Source organism: Endozoicomonas sp. ALD068 (assembly GCF_049310145.1).
Lineage (GTDB): Bacteria > Pseudomonadota > Gammaproteobacteria > Pseudomonadales > Endozoicomonadaceae > Endozoicomonas_A.
This window is the reverse complement of sequence record NZ_JBLYNU010000004.1, coordinates 1,119,264-1,139,997: the sequence shown is the minus strand read 5'-3', so window position 1 is coordinate 1,139,997 and position 20,734 is coordinate 1,119,264. Positions and strand designations below refer to the sequence as shown.

Genomic DNA, 20,734 nt, shown 5'->3' with positions numbered 1-20,734 from the left:
TGACAATTATCCAACAAACCTCTTCGAGTTTATAGCCCGGATGAAAGAAGTCTCATCATTTACGTGCCTTTTGCTAAAAAAGGGTGTGTCCCCCAGGGGCATTCAGGGCTGACTCAGGTGTCCGTCGGTTCCCTCGAAATCCCGACTCCTGGTTACCAGAGCCACAAGCCCGATTAGGAGTATTTATCAGGAATTTGTCAGAAAGATTAACAGGAAATCGGGTCATCCCCGAGAGTTAGAACCGGACAAGTGTCCTATGGGAGCAACCATGCAATTTATCGTAAAAAGCGGAGCGGTAGAGAAGCAGAAAACTGCCTGCCTGGTATTGGGTGTGCAGAAGAAAGAGCTTACCGCCGCAGCCGCAGCCGTAAACGAAGCCAGCAAGGGTGCCATCAACAGCATCCTTAAACGAGGCGACCTCAAGTACAAGGCAGGTCAGACCCTGTTGCTCCAGCATGTTCCGGAATTGCCCTCTGAGCGGATTCTGCTCTGTGCGACCGGCGAAGGAAAAGCCGCCCTCAAGGAAAGTGAATTCATCAAACTGGCCAGAGCCGTTGCTGGTGAACTGAAAGCTACCTCTGTCAAAGACGCCCTGGTATCCCTGGAAGATATCAATGTGCACGGCAAGGACCATAGCTGGAAAGTACGTCAGCTGGTAGAAGCCATTGTATATGCGTTCTACCAGTTCGACGAATTCAAGAGTAAAAGCGCCGATGCACTGGTACTGAAGAAGGTCACCTTTCTGGCTGATCGCAAGCAGGCAAAATCTCTGAATCAAGCTATTGCTGAAAGTCAAGCCATTGGTGAAGGTCGTAACCTGGCTCGTACTCTGGGCAACCTGCCGGGCAATATCTGCCACCCGACTTATCTGGCAGATCAGGCTAAAGCTCTGGCAAAATCCCATGCCAGGATGACTGCCAAGATTTTGGGTGAAAAACAGATGTCCGATCTGGGTATGAACTCCCTACTTTCCGTAGGCCAGGGTTCAGACCAGGAATCCAAATTGATCCTGATGGACTACAAAGGTGGCAAGCGCGGTGAGAAGCCCGTTGTACTTCTGGGCAAAGGCATTACCTTCGATACCGGTGGTATTTCCCTGAAGCCCGGTGCAGCCATGGACGAGATGAAATTCGACATGTGTGGTGCAGCCAGCATTTTTGGCGCCATGCAGACCATTCTGGCATTGAACCTGCCCATCAACGTTGTAGGCATGGTTGCCGCCGCCGAGAATATGCCCAGTGGCAACGCTACCCGTCCGGGAGACATCGTCACTTCAATGTCGGGCCAGACCATTGAAATCCTTAATACTGACGCCGAAGGCCGACTGGTACTCTGTGATGCTCTGACTTACGCCGAGCGTTACAAGCCAAAAGCAGTGATCGATGTTGCCACTCTCACAGGTGCCTGTGTCATTGCACTGGGTCACCACACCACCGGTCTTCTGAGCAACAATGATGAGCTGACCGAAGCACTGCTGAAAGCTTCCAAAGACGCTTCCGATCTGGCCTGGCAGCTGCCAATGGGTGAAGAGTATCAGGCCCAGCTGGATTCCAACTTTGCTGATATGGCCAACATCGGTGGCCGTGCGGCTGGCACCATCACTGCGGCCTGCTTCCTGGCGCGCTTTACAGAAAGCTACCCGTGGGCTCATCTGGACATCGCCGGAACGGGATGGAACTCCGGTAAAGCCAAAGGCGCTACCGGTCGCCCTGTGCCCATGCTGATTCAATATCTGCTGAACCAGCTGTAATATTCTCAGGGTTGTGGATCTTTGGAGGCTCACAACCCCTGTTTCCGAAAATCATCAACGCAACATTCGTGAAGCTGCTGTCAGGTGTCTTGCCGTAAATCTCTGCTAATCTGTGTCATTCACTCATATTGATTGGAGTTATGCCAGTGAATACAAGAGCAAAGCCTCAGCCGACAGAGATTAATCATATTCGCAACACCTTGACTGACGTAGTTGATGGTTTGGGTCAGACCCGTGGTGAAATGCACCAAAGGTTTGACCAGCAAGAAAAAGAACACAGTCAATTCAGACATGAAGTTAATCAGCGGTTTGCCGGCCTCGAACATGAGGTTCATGAGGTTAAAGTCCGTTTTGACGGCCTCGAACAGAAAGTTGACCGGCAAGGCTCTGAAATCAGTGAAATCAAAGAAATGCTCCAGACCTTCTTTTCCCGCCAATAACCAGGCTACCTGACAAGTGGTGGAGTAGGCTCCGTCCTTAAGGGCTCCACCCGACGCGCCTTCGGCGCGCAGCTAACCCAAGCGTTGACAGTTAACGACCTTTAAACCAGCATCATTTCCCATTACACTCAACGTCATGTCTCGAGTTACCTTCTATTTACTGCAACAGCAGTCTGCCCAAGCCGTTAAAAAGTTCGCCTGTCGACTGACCGACAAGGCATGGCGGAGTGGTATGCCTGTACATATTCATACGGATAATGACATCCAGTGCGAAACTCTGGACCGACTGCTCTGGGAGTGGCGTGAGGACAGTTTTCTGCCACACCAGATCATCAACAGCGAAGCAGTAATAGCGCCAATCACGCTGGGATATAAACCACCGGAATCGTTGCACGACAACACCCTGCTGATCAATCTGTCCAGCCAAATTCCGAACTTTTACAAAAATTTTGTCCGAACTTGTGAAATTGTTGACCAGAGTCCGGGCCCGGTTGAGGTTCTCCGTGAAAAATTCAGGACTTATGTTGCGGATGGCATCCAGCCGGAAACCCATCAAATCCGGGATTGAAGCCATTAGCTGGCAAAAAGCCATCCGCTGGCAAAAAAAATGAGCAGGTAGAAAATATGAGTCAGAAAAAAACGAAAGGTCTGCTGAATGAACAGGAAAGATTAAAAAGCCTACTGAAGGAAGAGATAGACCGCAATGATCATCTCAACCAACACATTCCTGTTCTTACCGACCTTGCTGAGCATGAAGGGGCCAGACAGACCGTCACAGTTCTGAATGTCACCGGTGATTATCAACAGAATAACTCGCAGGAACCGCCTATTCTAAGCCCCCTGCTTAACCCCGGTGTCACGGAGTCTGAACTGAAAACCCGGCTACGCAAACAGGCCCGACTGCTGATTCAGGAGATCATCGATGAAGAGCTGGTCAGGGTCGAGGCTCAGCTGAACCGTGAGCTTAACAACTATCTGGATCACCTTCTCGATCAGATGCCCGACGGTCTATCGGATTAACGTCCGATATCATTCAGACAGGTGGCTTCTCCTATTAACACTGCCCTGTCGGTTCCGTGTATACTGCGTCGTTTAGATCAGAACCTGTCAGAACTCTGTAGTTATGGAAAAAACGTTTAACCCTCACGCGATTGAGCGCAGCTGGTATCAGACTTGGGAAGAAAAAGGCTACTTTGCCCCCTCCGGCGAAGGTTCTCCCTACTCCATCATGATTCCACCGCCCAATGTCACCGGCAGTCTGCACATGGGTCACGCTTTTCAGGACTCCATTATGGACGCCCTGATTCGTTACCAGCGCATGAAAGGCAGCAATACTCTTTGGCAGGTGGGTACTGACCATGCCGGTATTGCCACACAGATGGTGGTAGAGCGTAAAGTCCAGGCGGAAGAAGGCAAGACACGTCACGATTATGGCCGTGAAGCTTTTACCGACAAGATCTGGGAATGGAAAGAAGATTCCGGCGGTCACATCACCCGTCAGCTGCGTCGTCTTGGAGCCTCTGTTGACTGGAACAATGAACGTTTCACCATGGATAAAGGCTTCTACAAAGCCGTTCAGGAAGTCTTCGTTCGCCTTTATGAAGACGATCTGATCTATCGTGGCAAGCGCCTGGTCAACTGGGACCCCAAACTTCATACCGCCATCTCTGACCTGGAAGTGCTGAACAAGGAAATCAAAGGGCACATGTGGCACCTGCGTTATCCTCTGGCTGACGGCGAAAAAACCGCTGAAGGCAAAAACTACATTGTCGTAGCCACAACCCGTCCCGAAACCATGCTGGGTGACACAGGTGTTGCCGTTAATGCCGCAGACGAGCGCTACAAGGCCCTGATCGGAAAAGACATTATCCTGCCACTGGTCAACCGTCGTATTCCTATCGTTGCCGATGAACATGCTGACATGGAAAAAGGCACAGGTTGTGTAAAAATCACTCCGGCTCACGACTTCAACGATAACGAGGTCGGCAAGCGCTGCGGTCTGCCCATGATTAATGTCATGACTCTGGAAGGTCATATCAGTGAACAGGGTGAAGTTTTCAACATTGATGGTTCCAGCAATCACGACATGGAAGCCCCCATCCCCGAGAAATACCGTGGCATGGAGCGTTTTGCTGCTCGTAAGGCCATTATCGCCGACTTTGAAGCGGCCGGGCTGCTGGAAGAAGTTAAAGATCACGAACTGATGGTGCCTTACGGTGACCGTTCTGACGTTGTTATTGAACCTCTGCTGACGGACCAGTGGTTTGTCCGTGCCGGGCCTATGGCAAAACCCGCCATTGAAGCCGTCAAAGATGGCCGCATTCAGTTTGTCCCCAAACAATACGAAAACATGTATTTCTCCTGGATGCAGGACATTCAGGACTGGTGTATTTCCCGCCAGCTCTGGTGGGGCCACCGCATTCCTGCCTGGTACGATGAAGAGGGCAATGTTTATGTAGGCCGCAGTGAAGAAGACGTACGACAGGAAAACAACATCCCGGCCGAAGTCAGCCTTAAACAGGAAGACGACGTACTGGATACCTGGTTCTCTTCTGCCCTCTGGACTTTTGCCACCCTGGGCTGGCCTGAAAACACCGGGCGCCTGAAAACCTTCCACCCGACAGATGTTCTGGTGTCCGGTTTTGACATCATTTTCTTCTGGGTTGCCAGGATGATCATGATGACCATGCATTTCATCAAAGATGAAGACGGCAACCCCCAGGTACCGTTCAAGTATATCTACATGACCGGTCTGATTCGAGATGAGAATGGCGACAAGATGTCCAAGTCCAAAGGTAACGTACTGGACCCGCTGGATATGATCGACGGCATCGGCCTGGAAGATCTGGTTGCAAAACGCACCGGCAATATGATGCAGCCACAGCTGGCGGCAAAAATTGAAAAACGAACCCGTAAAACCTTCTCTGAAGGTATCGCGGCGCACGGTACGGATGCCCTGCGTTACACCCTATATTCACTGGCTTCCACCGGCCGTGACATCAACTGGGATATGAAGCGCCTGGAAGGTTACCGAAACTTCTGTAACAAGATCTGGAATGCAGCCAACTATGTTCAGATGAACACCAGGGGTGAAGACTGTGGTCAGAGCAATACCGACGTTGAGCTGACTCTGGCGGACAAGTGGATTATTTCCCGGCTGCAACGTCTTGAAGCCCAGCTTGAAAAGAATCTGGCAGACTTCCGTCTGGATCACGCTTCCCAGAATCTGTACGACTTCATCTGGAATGAATACTGTGCCTGGTACCTGGAACTGTCCAAGCCTGTTCTATGGAGTGAAAATGCTTCCGAAGCCCTGAAGCGGGGTACCCGTCGAACACTGGTCCGGGTTCTGGAAACCATTATGCGTCTGGCTCACCCATTCATGCCGTTTATTACTGAAGAGATCTGGCAGAACATCAAGCAAGAAGCTGGCGTTGAAGGTGAAACCCTGATGCTGCAGAGTTACCCGACTCTGGACGAAAGCAAGCTGGACGAAACTGCCGAGCAAGACATCGAATGGCTGAAAGGCTTCATTACCGGTATCCGTAATATTCGTGCTGAACTGAATATTGGCCCCAGCCGTGAACTCAATGTTCTGCTGCGCAACCTCTCTTCTGACGACCAACGTCGCCTTGATGAAAACAGCGCTTTTCTGAAGTCTCTGGCGAAATTGTCAGACATTCGTCTTCTGGGCTCTGACGAGGAAGCACCTATGTCGACGACTCAACTGGTCGGCAAGATGGAAGTTCTGGTGCCTATTGCGGGCCTGATCGACAAAGACAAGGAACTAGCTCGTCTGAGCAGAGAAGTTGAACGACTGAATAAAGAAGTTCAGCGCTTTGAAGGCAAACTGGCCAACGAGAAGTTCATCAACAACGCCAAACCTGAAGTAGTTGCAAAGGAACGCGAAAAGTTGACAGAAGCGCTGGCTGCCAGAGAACGGCTCGATGAACAGCTCAAAGCGATTCGGGCTCTGTGAATCCGGTAGCTGTTGAGTTTATATTTTATTGAGTTCTGAAAACATAAAAAGCCTGGGTGCGAATAGCAGCCAGGCCTTTTTACGGGTCTCTCAGGGGCTGTTGATATGCCTTTATTACTTTTCCTGTCAGGTAGCGTAATCGCTAAAAGCACCTTACGGATAGGAAACCAGCACAAGGGGCTTGCTTTGCAAGCCGAGCTTACATCCCCGTCCTCAAAGTACGGGGCTTTATGCTTATTCGATAAAACTGATTAAGAACTAACCAGAGCGTCAGTCTGACTAACAATATTCCTGTGGGGGCATCTAATCAGTGTTTTTCCGAAATTGATCCCTGAACTGCTGCAAGCGTATCCACTCTTCTTCAATAGCCAGTAACTCTGAAAACAGCTCATCATCAACGATCGACTCACATTGATTGTCTTCTACAACCTCCTCCGGATGCTCTGCAATCCAGAAATGCTCGAATCGACCTTCAATCTGGAGGTTCAATAGATTAGACCGGACGATTCTGGCATCAGAATCCATCCTGATAACATCTTGCCTGTCTGAGACAAAGCGTCTAATCCTTGCAAAAAGGTTTTGCCAGAAAAAAAGAAACTCAGTATTTTCAGGATTGTTCCGGCCGGAGGCGGGCTCCTGACCCTGATCAGAATCGTCAACCATTGGTGCGTCCTTACTGCCTGTTCTAATAAACTGATTATAGAAGCCTGATTATATCTCGCCGAATATCCAGATTTTGGCAGTGTTTATGTCCATTTAATCAGGCAGGAAGGAGCGCTACAAGAACCCACTAAAGGAGAAAAAAGGCCATCAAAAAAGAGGTAACAGTTGAATAAACTAGCGAATAAAGCCGGACCAGCCCCGAGAGGCTGACCCGATACAGGCTCTTGGAAACTTATTTAATATCCAGAACCTGCTCTTCTATCTTTTGTTTCCAGATTTGTGGTCCGGTTTTGTGGACAGAATTACCCGTGTGATCGACTGCTACGGTCACAGGCATATCCTTAACCTCAAACTCGTAGATAGCTTCCATACCCAGTTCAGGGAAAGCAACGACTTCTGCTTTCTTGACAGCCTGGGAAACCAGGTAAGCGGCTCCACCTACAGCAATCAGATAGACAGATTCGTTATCCTTGATCGCCTCAATCGCAGCGTCACCCCGTTCAGCCTTGCCAATCATTCCAGCCAGACCGGTCTGCTCCAGCATAGTACGGGTAAATTTGTCCATACGAGTAGAAGTGGTTGGACCTGCCGGACCCACCACTTCGTCACGAACCGGATCAACAGGTCCTACGTAGTAGATAAAACGACCTTTCAGATCAACAGGCAACTCTTCGCCACGGGACATCATGTCAACCATGCGCTTATGGGCAGCATCACGACCGGTCAGAATTTTTCCTGACAGCAATACTGTGTCGCCCGGCTTCCAGCTCTTGGTCTCTTCTTTGGAGATATCGTCAACATTAACCTTGCGCACCCCTTCACTCATATCCAGAGCGACTTCAGGGTAATCATCCAGGCTCGGAGCTTCCTGAATAACAGGGCCATTGCCGTCCAGTACAAAGTGCGCATGTCGTGTGGCAGCACAGTTTGGAATCATCGCCACGGGCAGAGAGGCGGCATGAGTAGGATAGTCCTTGATCTTGATATCAAGCACCGTGGTGAGACCACCCAGACCCTGTGCACCAATACCCAGACTGTTGACAGCATCCATGATCTCCAAACGCAGCTCTTCAACCCGGTTACTGGGTCCACGCTCTCTGAGTTCATGGATATCAATGGGGTCCATCAGAGATTCCTTGGCAAGCACCATGGCTTTTTCAGCTGTTCCACCAATACCAATACCCAACATGCCCGGAGGACACCAGCCCGCACCCATCGTCGGTACGGTTTTCCTGACCCACTCAACAATATCATCAGAGGGGTTAAGCATGGCGAGCTTGGACTTGTTCTCGGAACCACCACCTTTGGCTGCCACCTGGACATCAACAGTATCTCCGGGCACGAGAGTCATGTGAATGACAGCAGGTGTGTTGTCTTTAGTGTTTTTGCGGGCACCTGCCGGATCTTCCAGAACAGAGGCACGCAGAACATTTTCCGGATGCGTATAGGCACGGCGAACACCTTCATTCACCATATCCTCGACACTTCGGTCACTTTCGAAGCGGACATTCATACCGATCTTCAGGAAGACCGTAACAATACCGGTATCCTGACAAATAGGTCGCTTGCCCATTGCACACATTCTGGAATTAATCAGAATCTGGGCCATGGCGTCTTTGGCAGCCTTGGAGGGCTCTTTTTTCCAGGCATCATGAACAGCGTGAATAAAGTCCAGTGGATGATAACAGGAGATAAATTGCAGAGCGTCAGCTACGCTCTCAATCAGATCCTCTTCACGAATTAGTGACATTGCGCTCCCCAACTCCCATGTTCGGTCCAGAAACCTGTCGGACTCAAAGCACAGCTCCAACAGACCCCGGATTTGCAAGCTTCAATCTATTGCGATCTCTGAAGAACAGCCTTCAGGACCCTGGCCGGTTCCCCGGCTCTGTTGTTTGGTTCTGATCTGAACAGAAACCTCTGTCATATAGATCAGAACATCAATGAAGAACCCTTCGAAACACGACAGTTTTATCGGTTTCCCATGAGCTTCCCCTCCTCATTTGTCCTGCCAGTATATCAATGCTTTGCATCAGAAAACATGGATTGAAAACAGGATCTATCACTTTTTGTCACGGATTACCGAAACAAAACGACAGACAATACCTGATAACACGAGCCACAACTGAATAATGCTCTCGGTTAATACGCAAAAAAGTAAAAAACACAACAGCATTGCAAAGCAGATTTCTCTTCAGAACAGAGCAGACTGGAAAAAAACGACAAGTGCAATAGGCTGATATTTTGGAATTGAATCGGTTACCGACTCAGAGGTCTACCTTATCTTCCATCGGGAGTCATAATACCCAGTCGGCTGTTAGTTGTCAGCTGCACTGTTTCAAGCCTGACAGGGTACAAATCTGAAAAACTTGGACCACGTCGAGACCAGAGCATGATTTATTTCTGCACAGAAGCAGAGATTGTTACCACTGCTGAGAACATAAAAAGTCATTAAGTTCTTCTTACTGAAAGACACCTGTCCGGCCTTCTGAGACCTTGATCTAAACGACAGAGATAGTATTCATTATCAGTTCTGATTGATCGTTCTCAAACCAATAACCAGAAACTCTGAACTCACAAATGGAAAATGATACTTGCACCTTTTCACCTGACAGCTATCATTTGGCTACCTTAAATGTGCAGATCAGAAAAGTTTGCCAAATTATCGAAGTTTTCACGTTAGTATTTCGTTATGCGATATTTATTTATAACTTTGATACCAGTCATCATTACAGGTCAAGCTTGGTCAGTAGGATGCAATAATTGTAAATTTGAAATTAATGCAGCAAGCAACTTTTGCCCTAATTGTGGTTTTCAAATTTCATTACAACTTTTACCAACTGGTTGCCTAAGGGGAGAAGACTCTGTCGCCAGAATGGCAATTGGAAAAAATATCAGCTCTGGAATCAGTACAAATAATAAACACAACACATCTCTACATTATCATTTGAGAAGATTGCTTGAACGAGCAAGGAAAGAAGGAAGGTTTTCAGCCTTATGGCGTGATATTGATTACCTCTGTAAATTTTCAGAACATAAAGATGATTTATTCTTTTTGTATGCCCACGCAGTAGCTTTAAGAAATATGGGAAAACTAGGACAAGCGTTGAGCACTTTAAATACATGCCTGGTAAAAACAAAGTTTTCCCACCCAACAAATCTCAGAAATTTGCAAATTTACTATGAACTTTCATTTGTTCACTCTTTGATGGGCAACCATAACGATGCAATTCATTATTATTATTTATTTTTTACAAACAGAGAAGATAGGGGAATAAATCAATCGACTGTAAACTCTGCAGTAAATTCAGCAGTGATAGCTATAACTTGTAACTCTGAAAATGCAGAAGCATACAGCTTACTTTTATATTGTTGGAAGAACTTGAAACAGAAAATAAATCCCGACAATCTTGAAAAAATGCGTATTTATGGATTTCACTGAATAAATAAGGATCTGATCTGGCAACACCCGAGAGAGCTATTGGATTCTGGCCTTATATCGAAGCGATCAAATAGCTGATTCAACACCGCACCATCGCAACATCGCACCTAGGAGCCTGACCGAGAATAGCGCAACCAGACCAACAGAAGTTTTCCCAAATCTTAAAATGAGCAAAAAATATCCAATTATTAGTGGGATTTTGCTCATTTTTGCATATTTATGCCTTCTCACAGCCTCTATGCTGCCTTTTTAGCCTCTTTCAAATCTTCAAGACGGATTGACCTCGTGGAAGCCGCTTTTACAAATTTTTTGATATTATGCGCAGTGCATACCAGTGAAAATTCCGCTGAAACTTTTTCTTTGCCGCGGAGACTGAACCCTCGGAAACCAGATTCTTTTATCTGTCCAAATGGTGGCTCCGCAATAACTTTACGACGCTCATATATGGCTTTCGCACCGGCTGTCTCCATTTTCTTATTCATAGCCTGACGTGCTTTTTCAAACTTATCGGTACGGATAACCCTGCCAGCCTCTTTCTTTGAATCACTGCAATTCCGACGATAAGGGCATTCCCTGCATACCGTCTTGTTTGCCCGGTAGCTTTTTCTTTTGCTTTTGCTGGCCGGGTTCGTTACCAGCTTTTCCCCTGCCGGACAGATAAATACATCAGCTTCGGAATCATACGCAAAATCCGCTTTGACAAACTTCCTGTCAGAGCTTTCAAGGTCGTCAGCGGCAGGCTTCTCCGCCTTGTCGGTTGCGATATAGGCATCAATCTCATGTCGCTCGACTGTATGTAAGTTTGACCCTGAAAAGTAACCATTATCCATACTCCACTTATCTACAGCCGCGCCATCAGTGGCTCCTGATAATGCCCTCAGCGCCGGCTCCACTTCCTGTACATCGTTGGCGTGTTGGCTGACATGCTGGCCAACAATGATCTGGTTATCGGAATCAACTGTAATTTGAGCATTGTAGCTGTACTCACAATACCCCTTCTTGCTCATCATGCGGGCATCGTGATCTGCAAAACTGATCTGCTTTTTGTCGTCTATTGGTTTGTCTGGATTTAAAGCTTTTTCACGTTCTTCAAGTGCTTTCTTGGCCTCTTTGATTTTTTTCAGGCGCTCTTCTTTAAACTGGAGGTCTTCAGGAATGCTGTAACCATTGGTTGCTTTGTAGGCGTCATCTTCTTCCTGATCACACTGACTGGCTTTTTTGATCAGCTCATCCACTTCGGCACTGAGTTCTGCCTCTTTCGCTTTGAGCCTCCCGTAGCTCATGGCCTTGTGTTTTGAGCTGTTGGCTTTGAACTTGGAGCCGTCCAGGCTGATATGACCCAGTGATGCCATTTTGAGTTCAATGGCCAGTTTGACTGACTGTTTGAAGCAGTCATGGAAAAACGACAGATTATCCTTACGAAAGTCACCAAGAACCCTGAAATTCGGGCAGTTCATTTGTGAGATATACATGAACGCCAAGTCTTGTCGACACCGTCGCTCAATCTCACGGGAACTGAAAACACCATGGCTGTATGCGTAGATCAGAATAGCGACAATGAGCTTTGGAGGGTATGCGTGCTGACCAAGGTGGTGATATTTTTTTCGACTTCAGACGTATTAATGTTCTGAAAAATGCTTTCATAAATAAAACAATCATGATCTTTGGGAAGCAAATCGAAAACGTTGGTTGGGAACAGCAGATGCTGATCAAACTCAACAGGACTGTCCTTAAACTTTGGTGGTGGTGACATTTGGCATAATCAGAGTTGGTTTAAGGCTTATCATAACAGATAAGCCTATTCTCGGTCAGGCTCCTAGTGAAGTCAGGGGCTGGATTCTATGTACATATCTACTGATGGGACCTTGGAATCAGCTTGATCGATTACCTGTAAATTTATTTTTGGAATCCACGGTACTGTTTTGGCGTCTGATGGTGGTGAGGAATTTATTATCTGCCTTACACCGTAAATTTGTGGGCCCTCAAGCTCACCTATGATTCTTTGTATTGCCCGCCTTTGTATTATCTCCCAAACTTCCCGGAGGCTTTTATCTGGTAATGCCTTGGCTGACGAGCTGGCTTGCGACGGTTTGCGAGATATATTAATTGCATATTTTGAGTTTCTGGATGAAAGAGAGTCTATCTCGACTGTGCCTTCTGTTGTGTTGGTGCTGACAAGCATTGTTACTGGAACATCAACCGTATCTTTTCTCTTCCTGTTGCTCTTTGCTCTTGATGTACGTGGGACTTCGATGCCCAGATTAATATGCCCTGTGATACGAAATTGGTAGTGATCCTGCTCATTCGTAGCGGAGCTTTCAGAGGCAGCGGCTGCATTGGAGGGTCCTTCTTCTGCAGGTGGCGGTCGAGGGGTGGTCTCAGGCAATGTGTTGGCAGAAGGCGCTTTTCTTTTCCGCTTTGATCGCGAGGTCTCCTTGTTGGCGCTTCTGTCGGAAGCTGGTTGTTCTTCTGGTGCTGGTTTATTTTCAGTGCTGGATGAAGCAGTGCTTCCGCAAGTAGTGACTATTGGATCATGAAGTATTGGATCAATCACATATAACTGATTCCGGTTTTCAATTTCAATTTCAATAGGCCCTATCGGGAGAGCGATTGCGAAACCAGATTGTTGGCCAGCCCCAGCGGTCATCTGAATTAAATTCTCGTGCGTAAGCATCTGAAGAGCATCAAGAGCCATTACCCCTTCCTCTAAAGAAGGAGAGAACAAGCGATCCGGAGTTGAGGAGTAAGAAGGCGGCCAGAGCTCTGCAACAAAATGTGGACTTTGACTGTAAAAAGACTCAGGAAAGATAATTGCAGCACTTGGTTGTGGTGGCTGTTGATTAAGTGAGGGACCAAGAGTATGTGAAATAATAAGGTGGCAATTATCCCCTTGCCGATGTGCGACGACAATTTCGTCATATATTTCATTAATAACAATGCTATATTCGGTGGTGCTATCAACAAAATCATCATCTGCACAAGCATTGATTACTGTAAACCCAAGCGTAAGTGTAAAGAATGTTCTTGCAAAAAGACTAGAGAAAAGCATCTTTTGTTACCTGATTTACTACCAGACAGAAACATTCTGGCTGATCCATGATGACCAATTGGCCACTTATAATAGCACATAACCTCTGGTTCAAGTGCTGCGCATCAGCGCATTCCTTTGGAAACATTTGTTAGTTTGCGGGATTATGACTATGTTGGAATGCTTTACCTGTTGTACTTTGCAGCCACAAAATACTAAAAATATTTTTATAGGAGTAAGATCATGTTTAATACACTGTATCTTTTACTATTTTTTATATTTTCTTTCTGTTCCTTGACTTGGGCGACCGTAGAAGTCATTGGGCCAAACACTTTCACCTATACAGATAGTACAGGTAGTACAAAAACTCGACAAATTCTTGGCCACACCAGGCCTGAGAATGTTGATCAATATTTACAACTGGCTACTTCCATGTCTGAAACCACCCTGAGAGTTGATAAAAATCTCAAAGAGAGAATTATAAGTAAAGTTTACGTTATTCAGTTTTCAGCTGATCCCGATGGCCTTGTTGACCAGATTGAAAACATTGGTTTTATTGTCATTTTGAATGATGGAACAGCTCTCCTTAGTTTTGATTTTTTGTCCGCACCAGGCCAGGTTGCGAGTAGCTTCGATCAAGCCGAAGCAGGAAATAGGTTAATGTCACTTATCTCCAAACATGCTACAGGAGTCGGTATGTTGGCTCAGGGCTCAACAGAGTCTCATTTGTGGTCACTGCCCTCATCCTCGTATCAAAATTTCAAGGAATCCGGCTTTCGCAGAGGCAAGAAAATAACCAATAGATATCAAGCAACCTTTCTGATCCCCTATCTGACTTTATCTGGTCAGGGGACTTTAGAAATAAGAAATCTTGGCACATACGAATACACCATTCTTGAATCTACTTCGGTACATTCGTAGCATTCTAATTCTGTCCGATTAAATGAAGGTCCTTAATTGAAGAATAAATTTGAATCTTGGACGAGGCTAATTTTACTATCCATCACAATCTTATGTCTCTCATCAGCTTGCTTCTCGAATTATGAAGGACATGATGAGAATGAAGTAACTATGGAAGATCAAAATTTTTGGTATCACACTTTTCAAGAGTCATTGTATTACTACATCTATATACCAGTGGATTATTACATAAGTCCAAGAGGTATCTTTCGTTTGTCATCAGTATTAGCAATGGGATACAGAAACTACTATAAATTTTATTTACATCGAAGAGCTGATGATAGAATAACTCGTTGGCTTTTAAGATTTTCGCTTGCAATTATACCTGCGAATTTTATTTATGATATTTTAGAAGATAGAACAGCCTCAGGTGATAGTGATATTCCTAAAATAAAAACACGTAAAATTAATGGTTCCCCTGCTTTTAAAATAGAGCTTTCGAGCTTATCAAAAAACAGTGCTCTTCAGAATATATCAAAACCATTACGCAGCCGTGGTGTTAACAGCATTATATTCACCTCTTCCAAAATAGACGACGAAATGCATCTTTTAGGAGAATTAACACAGATTGGCAAAAACGATAAAATATTCTTTGATATTTCTTTCCCTAAATTAAATTCTGACAGCTATTATTGGCTTGAACTTTGTTGCAGCAAATATATTGATTGTAATTCTTCTTCCTCAACACCACTAAGTGTACTGTCAGAAGAAGTGGTCGATGAGTTAGTCATTTTTTTAGATGGTAACTATGATTTTCTGGCTTCAGGCAGCAATTTTAGCAGAGCCAAAGGGATTGACTTTTCAGTTAGTCAAGAGTTTGTTGTAGCAAAAATACAACGGATAGAGTCCGATATCGTTTCTTATTCTATATGTAATACTCAAACTGATACTTTGCAAATAAAAAGCAACCAACTGAACTTCTCTAATGAAACTTTAGTTTTCGAATTTAAAGAAAAGTTATCTTTTCAGCCTGAAGGGTGGCTTGCGTATACCATAAAATTAGCTTTTAAACAGCTTGAACATATTGTTCTTATCGCGACAATTGACGGGTTGTTTGAAGATTTTTTCCTAGGAGCCTGACCGAGAATAGCGCAACCAGACCAACAGAAGTTTTCCCAAATCTTAAAATGAGCAAAAAATATCCAATTATTAGTGGGATTTTGCTCATTTTTGCATATTTATGCCTTCTCACAGCCTCTATGCTGCCTTTTTAGCCTCTTTCAAATCTTCAAGACGGATTGACCTCGTGGAAGCCGCTTTTACAAATTTTTTGATATTATGCGCAGTGCATACCAGTGAAAATTCCGCTGAAACTTTTTCTTTGCCGCGGAGACTGAACCCTCGGAAACCAGATTCTTTTATCTGTCCAAATGGTGGCTCCGCAATAACTTTACGACGCTCATATATGGCTTTCGCACCGGCTGTCTCCATTTTCTTATTCATAGCCTGACGTGCTTTTTCAAACTTATCGGTACGGATAACCCTGCCAGCCTCTTTCTTTGAATCACTGCAATTCCGACGATAAGGGCATTCCCTGCATACCGTCTTGTTTGCCCGGTAGCTTTTTCTTTTGCTTTTGCTGGCCGGGTTCGTTACCAGCTTTTCCCCTGCCGGACAGATAAATACATCAGCTTCGGAATCATACGCAAAATCCGCTTTGACAAACTTCCTGTCAGAGCTTTCAAGGTCGTCAGCGGCAGGCTTCTCCGCCTTGTCGGTTGCGATATAGGCATCAATCTCATGTCGCTCGACTGTATGTAAGTTTGACCCTGAGAAGTAACCATTATCCATACTCCACTTATCTACAGCCGCGCCATCAGTGGCTCCTGATAATGCCCTCAGCGCCGGCTCCACTTCCTGTACATCGTTGGCGTGTTGGCTGACATGCTGGCCAACAATGATCTGGTTATCGGAATCAACTGTAATTTGAGCATTGTAGCTGTACTCACAATACCCCTTCTTGCTCATCACGCGGGCATCGTGATCTGCAAAACTGATCTGCTTTTTGTCGTCTATTGGTTTGTCTGGATTTAAAGCTTTTTCACGTTCTTCAAGTGCTTTCTTGGCCTCTTTGATTTTTTTCAGGCGCTCTTCTTTAAACTGGAGGTCTTCAGGAATGCTGTAACCATTGGTTGCTTTGTAGGCGTCATCTTCTTCCTGATCACACTGACTGGCTTTTTTGATCAGCTCATCCACTTCGGCACTGAGTTCTGCCTCTTTCGCTTTGAGCCTCCCGTAGCTCATGGCCTTGTGTTTTGAGCTGTTGGCTTTGAACTTGGAGCCGTCCAGGCTGATATGACCCAGTGATGCCATTTTGAGTTCAATGGCCAGTTTGACTGACTGTTTGAAGCAGTCATGGAAAAACGACAGATTATCCTTACGAAAGTCACCAAGAACCCTGAAATTCGGGCAGTTCATTTGTGAGATATACATGAACGCCAAGTCTTGTCGACACCGTCGCTCAATCTCACGGGAACTGAAAACACCATGGCTGTATGCGTAGATCAGAATAGCGACAATGAGCTTTGGAGGGTATGCGTGCTGACCAAGGTGGTGATATTTTTTTTCGACTTCAGACGTATTAATGTTCTGAAAAATGCTTTCATAAATAAAACAATCATGATCTTTGGGAAGCAAATCGAAAACGTTGGTTGGGAACAGCAGATGCTGATCAAACTCAACAGGACTGTCCTTAAACTTTGGTGGTGGTGACATTTGGCATAATCAGAGTTGGTTTAAGGCTTATCATAACAGATAAGCCTATTCTCGGTCAGGCTCCTAGGAGAGTGTGCTATTTGCCATAAAAACATGATCGCAGGAAAATTTTCGATGGCTGGCTGTCACAGGCATTATTTTTGTACCTTATGCCTGCGTCAATGGGCACAACATGGCTCTGGAAGGTGCCCATATTGCAATAGGTAGTGCCAGGTAACAGCTTTCAGAACTCCAGTAATTGATATTGAATATTACACTCATGCAGTTTATATCCTCTGAATCAGATAATAATAAATAAACAGTTATCCCAACAGAGAAGCGGTATGCACTTCAATCACCCTGCTGGTATTTTTATTTTTACTGGTCGCGAACAGTTAGTATTCCTAACACAGTTGTTACTATTCATTGAACTCTTTGGCAACAGAACAGTCTAACTAATCATTAACGATCAAATCGATTCTCTTAAAGAGAACAAAATAAAAATATTAGGGATAGCTCAAGCAGCGCTATAGAAAACCCTGAGTGCAATGATATGGAAAAAGTTTACTTTAAATACAGATAATTTTAAGTCAGATGAGCATGTTGATCGAAGTTTATAAAGCCTGCTTCAGCCACTTCCCGAAGGAGAGACATGTGGATGGACGAAGTCTCGGAAGAAACTGGAATCATTTGTTAGCATCTATGCTTGTTTTTTAGGGAGATAAGTACAATGAAAAAATATACTTTAATAATCGCAATATGTTGCTCACTAGTAACTCAATATGCAAAGTCAGCCCCTCTCCCAAAAAATGAGGATGAATTGAGCACTTTGCACGCATTAATTAATATGACCCTCACAGATTCAGTAACTATTGAAGATAAAGAGTCTAATATAACGGTCGTTCTTACAAAGTCGGATGCACCTCTCCTAAAAACAGAGGATGAATTGAGCACTTTACACGCAGTAACAAATATGAGCCTCACAGATTCAGATTCAGTGAATACTGAAGATAAAGAGCCTTACAAAATAGTCGGTTTTATAAAGAGGTATAATATTGATAAGCAAATTTATTATGGATTATTATTAGGTGCAATACATTTTACACAGTATCGAATTTTGTATTTTTGCATTTTACGCCCTCTGTCATTAGTACATGACCCATACGATGGAGAATTAACATTTGTAGAGGCTGTTACAGGAGCTATCATTGAAGAGGCTATATTTAATGGTTTGTTACTCCCTTTAATCAATTACTCTATAGAATTGGCAACTAACAGTAGCACCAAGTTTGATGAAAAAATATTTACTTTAAGTGACAACCATCATGATAAAAAAATATTTATTATGAGTAACATCATCAAATCCACAGTATTTGGACTTTTACACCTTCCCAACAAGAACCCATTAATGGCACAAGTCCTGATATCAATGATCAACTCATTCGTAAGAGGACAATTTACTAAACATTATGGTTTACTAAGTGCGACTATAGCTCATGTTACTTTAAACTCTATGTGTTATTTAGTCTACATCTATAGTGGACGAGAGCACTTTTAGCGACTAACAGTTATTAGCAGTCAAACGAGTGACATTAGTTATGACACTCAGACGCGTCTCCCCCCTAAGGAGCCTGACCGAGAATAGTCTGCCCTACTGCGGCGACAGCAAATTGGTCTGAAAATCCGCTTTTGTTCGTCAAATAGCTCGCTATTCTCCTCACAAAACCGAATTTTCATCCTCAATTTTCTGCCGTCCTCGCTACGGGCGCTATTCTCGGTCAGGCTCCTAAGGAGGGTGTCGCAAAACTTCAACAGCTCGTTCTCACGCTCTGAAGTCGTCATTCCCGCGAAGGCGGGAATCCATCGCCAACGGTGGATCTCTGCCTTCTCGGGGATGACAAGGCCAGGGGGACACCGGGCAGTATGGTTCTGGTGGAGAGTCAGTGTGGATTCCCGCCTTCGCGGGAATGACGAGAATGAAGCCGGGAATGACGAGAATGAAGCTGGCAATGACGGGAGTCAACGCGTTCCCACGCCGGAGAGAGTTTTGCGACACCCTCTAAGCAAGGGAGAATAAACTCATTTGAGTATACCCAAACCTTTCAGTTTGTCATAAAGCCATTAATAACCAATAGGCTATTAGCTATTTTTCCTATTTTTTGGTTTGCATACTTTTAGGTTGAGCAAACTGCATCGTTACAGATGCACTTTATTTTCCTCTATATAACAGTATTTTTCCCACACTACCCTCAGGCGATCTATATTCGAAGATCTTGTTATAATCTGATGGGACACGGGGACACAACAAGTTCGTTATTGCTTAAATACAACAGCACCCACGAAAAACATGGGTGTTTCCGTAATAAAAAGCATTAAGGTAAGATACCACCATGCCTGTTATCACACTGTCTAACCGGGCCTACCCGGTCGATAAAAACCAAAACCTGCTGGACTCCTTACTGGCAAAGGGTGAAAAAATACCTTTCTCCTGTCGTTCAGGTATCTGTCATGCCTGCCTGATGAAAGCTGACACAGGTCATCTCAGCGAGCGGAGCCAGGCTGGGCTGAGCAGTGAAAAAGTTCATGAGGGGTATTTTCTTGCCTGCCAGTGTCTGCCTGAAAATGATATGACTGTCTCCCTGCCCGGCAGGAGCCACACCCAGGCCATCATTACCGGAAAACAGTTCTTATGCCCTACCGTTGTGGCTCTGACTCTCGCCCCCAGGCATCCGATGAACTATTTTCCCGGCCAGCATGTCTGTATTGATACAGGGCTGCGGCTTAAGAAAGAGTGCTATCTGGCCTCAGTGCCATCAATGGATCAAACGATGGTCATCCAGGTCCAGCGCAAGGTGGCAGATCCTTTCAGCACATGGGCGCACGACTTTGCCGAAACAGGACAAAAAATCAGCATCAGCAGCCCCCGCGGAATCAATCTATGTGGAAGCCTACTGGATATCCCTGACCAGATACTGATCGCTCAGGAAGTGGCACTGGCCCCCATACTGGCTTATGTCCGTGAAGCTTTGAACAATACCGGGTCCTCATCACAACTTAGAATTCATCTGATCCACGAGGCATCCAACAGCAACGATCACTTCGGTATAGAACGATTGGAAGCACTTTCACAAATGGATCAATTCAGTTATGCCCTGACAACCGGAAGACAGGATTATGGGCAATGGCTGGACTCGGCTTTACCAGAAGCTTCATCGATTAGAGTTATTTGTGCCGGCGAGGCATCATTCTGTAAACCTATTGAGGAATCTTGCTCACAGCACCCAGGTATTAACTACACGGCCTTGAACAGTGAATTTTCCTGATCCACTTTTCTCTTCGCAACCCTCGCGTCTTCCTGTTAATCTAAAATCATATATCTGATCGTCCAAGCATGATTTAAAAGGTGGAAATGGAAGTATGACTATGCAAGATCGTGTCAGTGACAAACTGACCACTGCCCTGGAGCTTGAACACTTTGAAATATTCAATGAAAGCCATATGCACAATGTGCCGCCGGGCTCTGAATCTCATTTTAAAGTGGTTTTGGTTAGCCAGTCGTTTGAGGAGCAGATGCCGGTTAAACGCCATCAGCTGATTTACAAAATTCTGTCTGATGAGATGCAAGGGGGCATTCATGCTCTGGCCCTTCATACTTATACCCCCGGTGAGTGGTACGAGCGTAAGGGCCTGGCTCCTGTCAGTCCGGATTGCAAAGGCGGCAGCAAGCACTGAACTCTCTCAAACGGCCACAGCCAGAGCAGGCCGCTAAAAGTAAGTT

General features: G+C 45.4%; 19 protein-coding genes. 12 read left to right on the top strand and 7 right to left on the bottom strand.

Annotated elements, in window-relative coordinates:
- Positions 1-268: 268 nt before the first annotated feature.
- The 5 genes from ACO6V5_RS03540 to ACO6V5_RS03520 all read left to right on the top strand — a co-directional run bounded on the left by ACO6V5_RS03540 (position 269) and on the right by ACO6V5_RS03520 (position 6,169).
- Positions 269-1,750, top strand: coding sequence for a leucyl aminopeptidase (locus tag ACO6V5_RS03540; RefSeq protein ID WP_422134304.1), 1,482 nt, complete (start codon positions 269-271; stop codon positions 1,748-1,750).
- A 146-nt stretch (positions 1,751-1,896) separates the two neighbouring features.
- Positions 1,897-2,190, top strand: coding sequence for a hypothetical protein (locus ACO6V5_RS03535; protein ID WP_422413058.1), 294 nt, complete (start codon positions 1,897-1,899; stop codon positions 2,188-2,190).
- A 136-nt stretch (positions 2,191-2,326) separates the two neighbouring features.
- On the top strand, positions 2,327-2,758 hold the full coding sequence (locus ACO6V5_RS03530) for a DNA polymerase III subunit chi (protein ID WP_422134306.1): 432 nt from the start codon (positions 2,327-2,329) through the stop codon (positions 2,756-2,758).
- Between the two features lie 56 nt (positions 2,759-2,814).
- On the top strand, positions 2,815-3,210 hold the full coding sequence (locus tag ACO6V5_RS03525) for a hypothetical protein (protein ID WP_422134307.1): 396 nt from the start codon (positions 2,815-2,817) through the stop codon (positions 3,208-3,210).
- Between the two features lie 103 nt (positions 3,211-3,313).
- The gene (locus tag ACO6V5_RS03520; RefSeq protein ID WP_422413055.1) at positions 3,314-6,169 is read left to right on the top strand and encodes a valine--tRNA ligase; all 2,856 of its coding nucleotides are present in this window, start codon (positions 3,314-3,316) and stop codon (positions 6,167-6,169) included.
- Between the two features lie 303 nt (positions 6,170-6,472).
- Here the strand turns inward: ACO6V5_RS03520 and ACO6V5_RS03515 are convergent, their stop codons facing one another.
- Both ACO6V5_RS03515 and ACO6V5_RS03510 read right to left on the bottom strand, forming a co-directional pair.
- A complete protein-coding gene (locus ACO6V5_RS03515; protein ID WP_422134309.1) occupies positions 6,473-6,832 on the bottom strand; it encodes a hypothetical protein in 360 nt (119 codons plus the stop codon).
- A gap of 232 nt (positions 6,833-7,064) precedes the next feature.
- The gene (locus tag ACO6V5_RS03510) at positions 7,065-8,582 is read right to left on the bottom strand and encodes a fumarate hydratase (protein ID WP_422134310.1); all 1,518 of its coding nucleotides are present in this window, start codon (positions 8,580-8,582) and stop codon (positions 7,065-7,067) included.
- Positions 8,583-9,524: 942 nt separating this feature from the next.
- Between ACO6V5_RS03510 and ACO6V5_RS03505 the strand changes: the two genes are divergently transcribed.
- On the top strand, positions 9,525-10,274 hold the full coding sequence (locus ACO6V5_RS03505) for a hypothetical protein (RefSeq protein ID WP_422134311.1): 750 nt from the start codon (positions 9,525-9,527) through the stop codon (positions 10,272-10,274).
- Positions 10,275-10,510: 236 nt separating this feature from the next.
- Here the strand turns inward: ACO6V5_RS03505 and ACO6V5_RS03500 are convergent, their stop codons facing one another.
- The 3 genes from ACO6V5_RS03500 to ACO6V5_RS03490 form a co-directional block, all read right to left on the bottom strand.
- Positions 10,511-11,818: an IS1182 family transposase gene (locus tag ACO6V5_RS03500; protein ID WP_422492193.1), complete on the bottom strand. Its 1,308-nt coding sequence runs from the start codon at positions 11,816-11,818 to the stop codon at positions 10,511-10,513.
- Positions 11,818-12,027: a hypothetical protein gene (locus ACO6V5_RS03495; protein WP_422492056.1), complete on the bottom strand. Its 210-nt coding sequence runs from the start codon at positions 12,025-12,027 to the stop codon at positions 11,818-11,820. Before ACO6V5_RS03495 ends, ACO6V5_RS03500 begins: the two co-directional genes overlap by 1 nt.
- 72 nt (positions 12,028-12,099) lie before the next feature.
- Positions 12,100-13,323, bottom strand: a complete 1,224-nt coding sequence (locus tag ACO6V5_RS03490; protein WP_422414024.1) for a hypothetical protein — start codon at positions 13,321-13,323, stop codon at positions 12,100-12,102.
- A gap of 222 nt (positions 13,324-13,545) precedes the next feature.
- Here ACO6V5_RS03490 and ACO6V5_RS03485 point away from each other — a divergent pair, with 222 nt between their 5' ends.
- Together ACO6V5_RS03485 and ACO6V5_RS03480 are read left to right on the top strand one after the other, a co-directional pair.
- Positions 13,546-14,223, top strand: coding sequence for a hypothetical protein (locus tag ACO6V5_RS03485; protein WP_422138360.1), 678 nt, complete (start codon positions 13,546-13,548; stop codon positions 14,221-14,223).
- Positions 14,224-14,373: 150 nt separating this feature from the next.
- Positions 14,374-15,342 carry a hypothetical protein gene (locus ACO6V5_RS03480; RefSeq protein WP_422414026.1) on the top strand — a complete coding sequence of 323 codons (969 nt, stop codon included), beginning with the start codon at positions 14,374-14,376 and terminating at the stop codon, positions 15,340-15,342.
- Between the two features lie 117 nt (positions 15,343-15,459).
- On the opposite strand, the gene ACO6V5_RS03475 is transcribed toward ACO6V5_RS03480, so the two are convergent.
- On the bottom strand, positions 15,460-16,977 hold the full coding sequence (locus ACO6V5_RS03475; RefSeq protein ID WP_422132798.1) for an IS1182 family transposase: 1,518 nt from the start codon (positions 16,975-16,977) through the stop codon (positions 15,460-15,462).
- Between the two features lie 39 nt (positions 16,978-17,016).
- On the opposite strand from ACO6V5_RS03475, the gene ACO6V5_RS03470 reads away from it, so the two are divergent.
- Together ACO6V5_RS03470 and ACO6V5_RS03465 are read left to right on the top strand one after the other, a co-directional pair.
- Positions 17,017-17,184: an RING finger domain-containing protein gene (locus ACO6V5_RS03470; protein ID WP_422492192.1), complete on the top strand. Its 168-nt coding sequence runs from the start codon at positions 17,017-17,019 to the stop codon at positions 17,182-17,184.
- Positions 17,185-17,686: 502 nt separating this feature from the next.
- Positions 17,687-18,514, top strand: coding sequence for a type II CAAX prenyl endopeptidase Rce1 family protein (locus tag ACO6V5_RS03465; RefSeq protein ID WP_422414228.1), 828 nt, complete (start codon positions 17,687-17,689; stop codon positions 18,512-18,514).
- A gap of 264 nt (positions 18,515-18,778) precedes the next feature.
- Here the strand turns inward: ACO6V5_RS03465 and ACO6V5_RS03460 are convergent, their stop codons facing one another.
- Positions 18,779-18,979, bottom strand: a complete 201-nt coding sequence (locus tag ACO6V5_RS03460; protein ID WP_422441880.1) for a hypothetical protein — start codon at positions 18,977-18,979, stop codon at positions 18,779-18,781.
- Positions 18,980-19,346: 367 nt separating this feature from the next.
- Between ACO6V5_RS03460 and ACO6V5_RS03455 the strand changes: the two genes are divergently transcribed.
- Both ACO6V5_RS03455 and ACO6V5_RS03450 read left to right on the top strand, forming a co-directional pair.
- Complete coding sequence (locus ACO6V5_RS03455; protein ID WP_422410310.1) at positions 19,347-20,279, top strand: 2Fe-2S iron-sulfur cluster-binding protein; 933 nt, start codon at positions 19,347-19,349, stop codon at positions 20,277-20,279.
- A 94-nt stretch (positions 20,280-20,373) separates the two neighbouring features.
- On the top strand, positions 20,374-20,688 hold the full coding sequence (locus tag ACO6V5_RS03450) for a BolA family protein (protein WP_422134317.1): 315 nt from the start codon (positions 20,374-20,376) through the stop codon (positions 20,686-20,688).
- Positions 20,689-20,734 lie beyond the last annotated feature (46 nt).

Bases quoted from the DNA above. Each gene is read 5' to 3' on its own strand.
- ACO6V5_RS03525 (WP_422134307.1), top strand. From the start codon at position 2,815: ATGAGTCAGAAAAAAACGAAAGGTCTGCTGAATGAACAGGAAAGATTA.
- ACO6V5_RS03520 (WP_422413055.1), top strand. From the start codon at position 3,314: ATGGAAAAAACGTTTAACCCTCACGCGATTGAGCGCAGCTGGTATCAG.
- ACO6V5_RS03495 (WP_422492056.1), bottom strand. From the start codon at position 12,027: ATGTCACCACCACCAAAGTTTAAGGACAGTCCTGTTGAGTTTGATCAG.
- ACO6V5_RS03540 (WP_422134304.1), top strand. From the start codon at position 269: ATGCAATTTATCGTAAAAAGCGGAGCGGTAGAGAAGCAGAAAACTGCC.
- ACO6V5_RS03480 (WP_422414026.1), top strand. From the start codon at position 14,374: ATGGAAGATCAAAATTTTTGGTATCACACTTTTCAAGAGTCATTGTAT.
- ACO6V5_RS03450 (WP_422134317.1), top strand. From the start codon at position 20,374: ATGACTATGCAAGATCGTGTCAGTGACAAACTGACCACTGCCCTGGAG.
- ACO6V5_RS03475 (WP_422132798.1), bottom strand. From the start codon at position 16,977: ATGTCACCACCACCAAAGTTTAAGGACAGTCCTGTTGAGTTTGATCAG.
- ACO6V5_RS03490 (WP_422414024.1), bottom strand. From the start codon at position 13,323: ATGCTTTTCTCTAGTCTTTTTGCAAGAACATTCTTTACACTTACGCTT.
- ACO6V5_RS03515 (WP_422134309.1), bottom strand. From the start codon at position 6,832: ATGGTTGACGATTCTGATCAGGGTCAGGAGCCCGCCTCCGGCCGGAAC.
- ACO6V5_RS03505 (WP_422134311.1), top strand. From the start codon at position 9,525: ATGCGATATTTATTTATAACTTTGATACCAGTCATCATTACAGGTCAA.
- ACO6V5_RS03455 (WP_422410310.1), top strand. From the start codon at position 19,347: ATGCCTGTTATCACACTGTCTAACCGGGCCTACCCGGTCGATAAAAAC.
- ACO6V5_RS03530 (WP_422134306.1), top strand. From the start codon at position 2,327: ATGTCTCGAGTTACCTTCTATTTACTGCAACAGCAGTCTGCCCAAGCC.
- ACO6V5_RS03465 (WP_422414228.1), top strand. From the start codon at position 17,687: ATGAAAAAATATACTTTAATAATCGCAATATGTTGCTCACTAGTAACT.
- ACO6V5_RS03485 (WP_422138360.1), top strand. From the start codon at position 13,546: ATGTTTAATACACTGTATCTTTTACTATTTTTTATATTTTCTTTCTGT.
- ACO6V5_RS03510 (WP_422134310.1), bottom strand. From the start codon at position 8,582: ATGTCACTAATTCGTGAAGAGGATCTGATTGAGAGCGTAGCTGACGCT.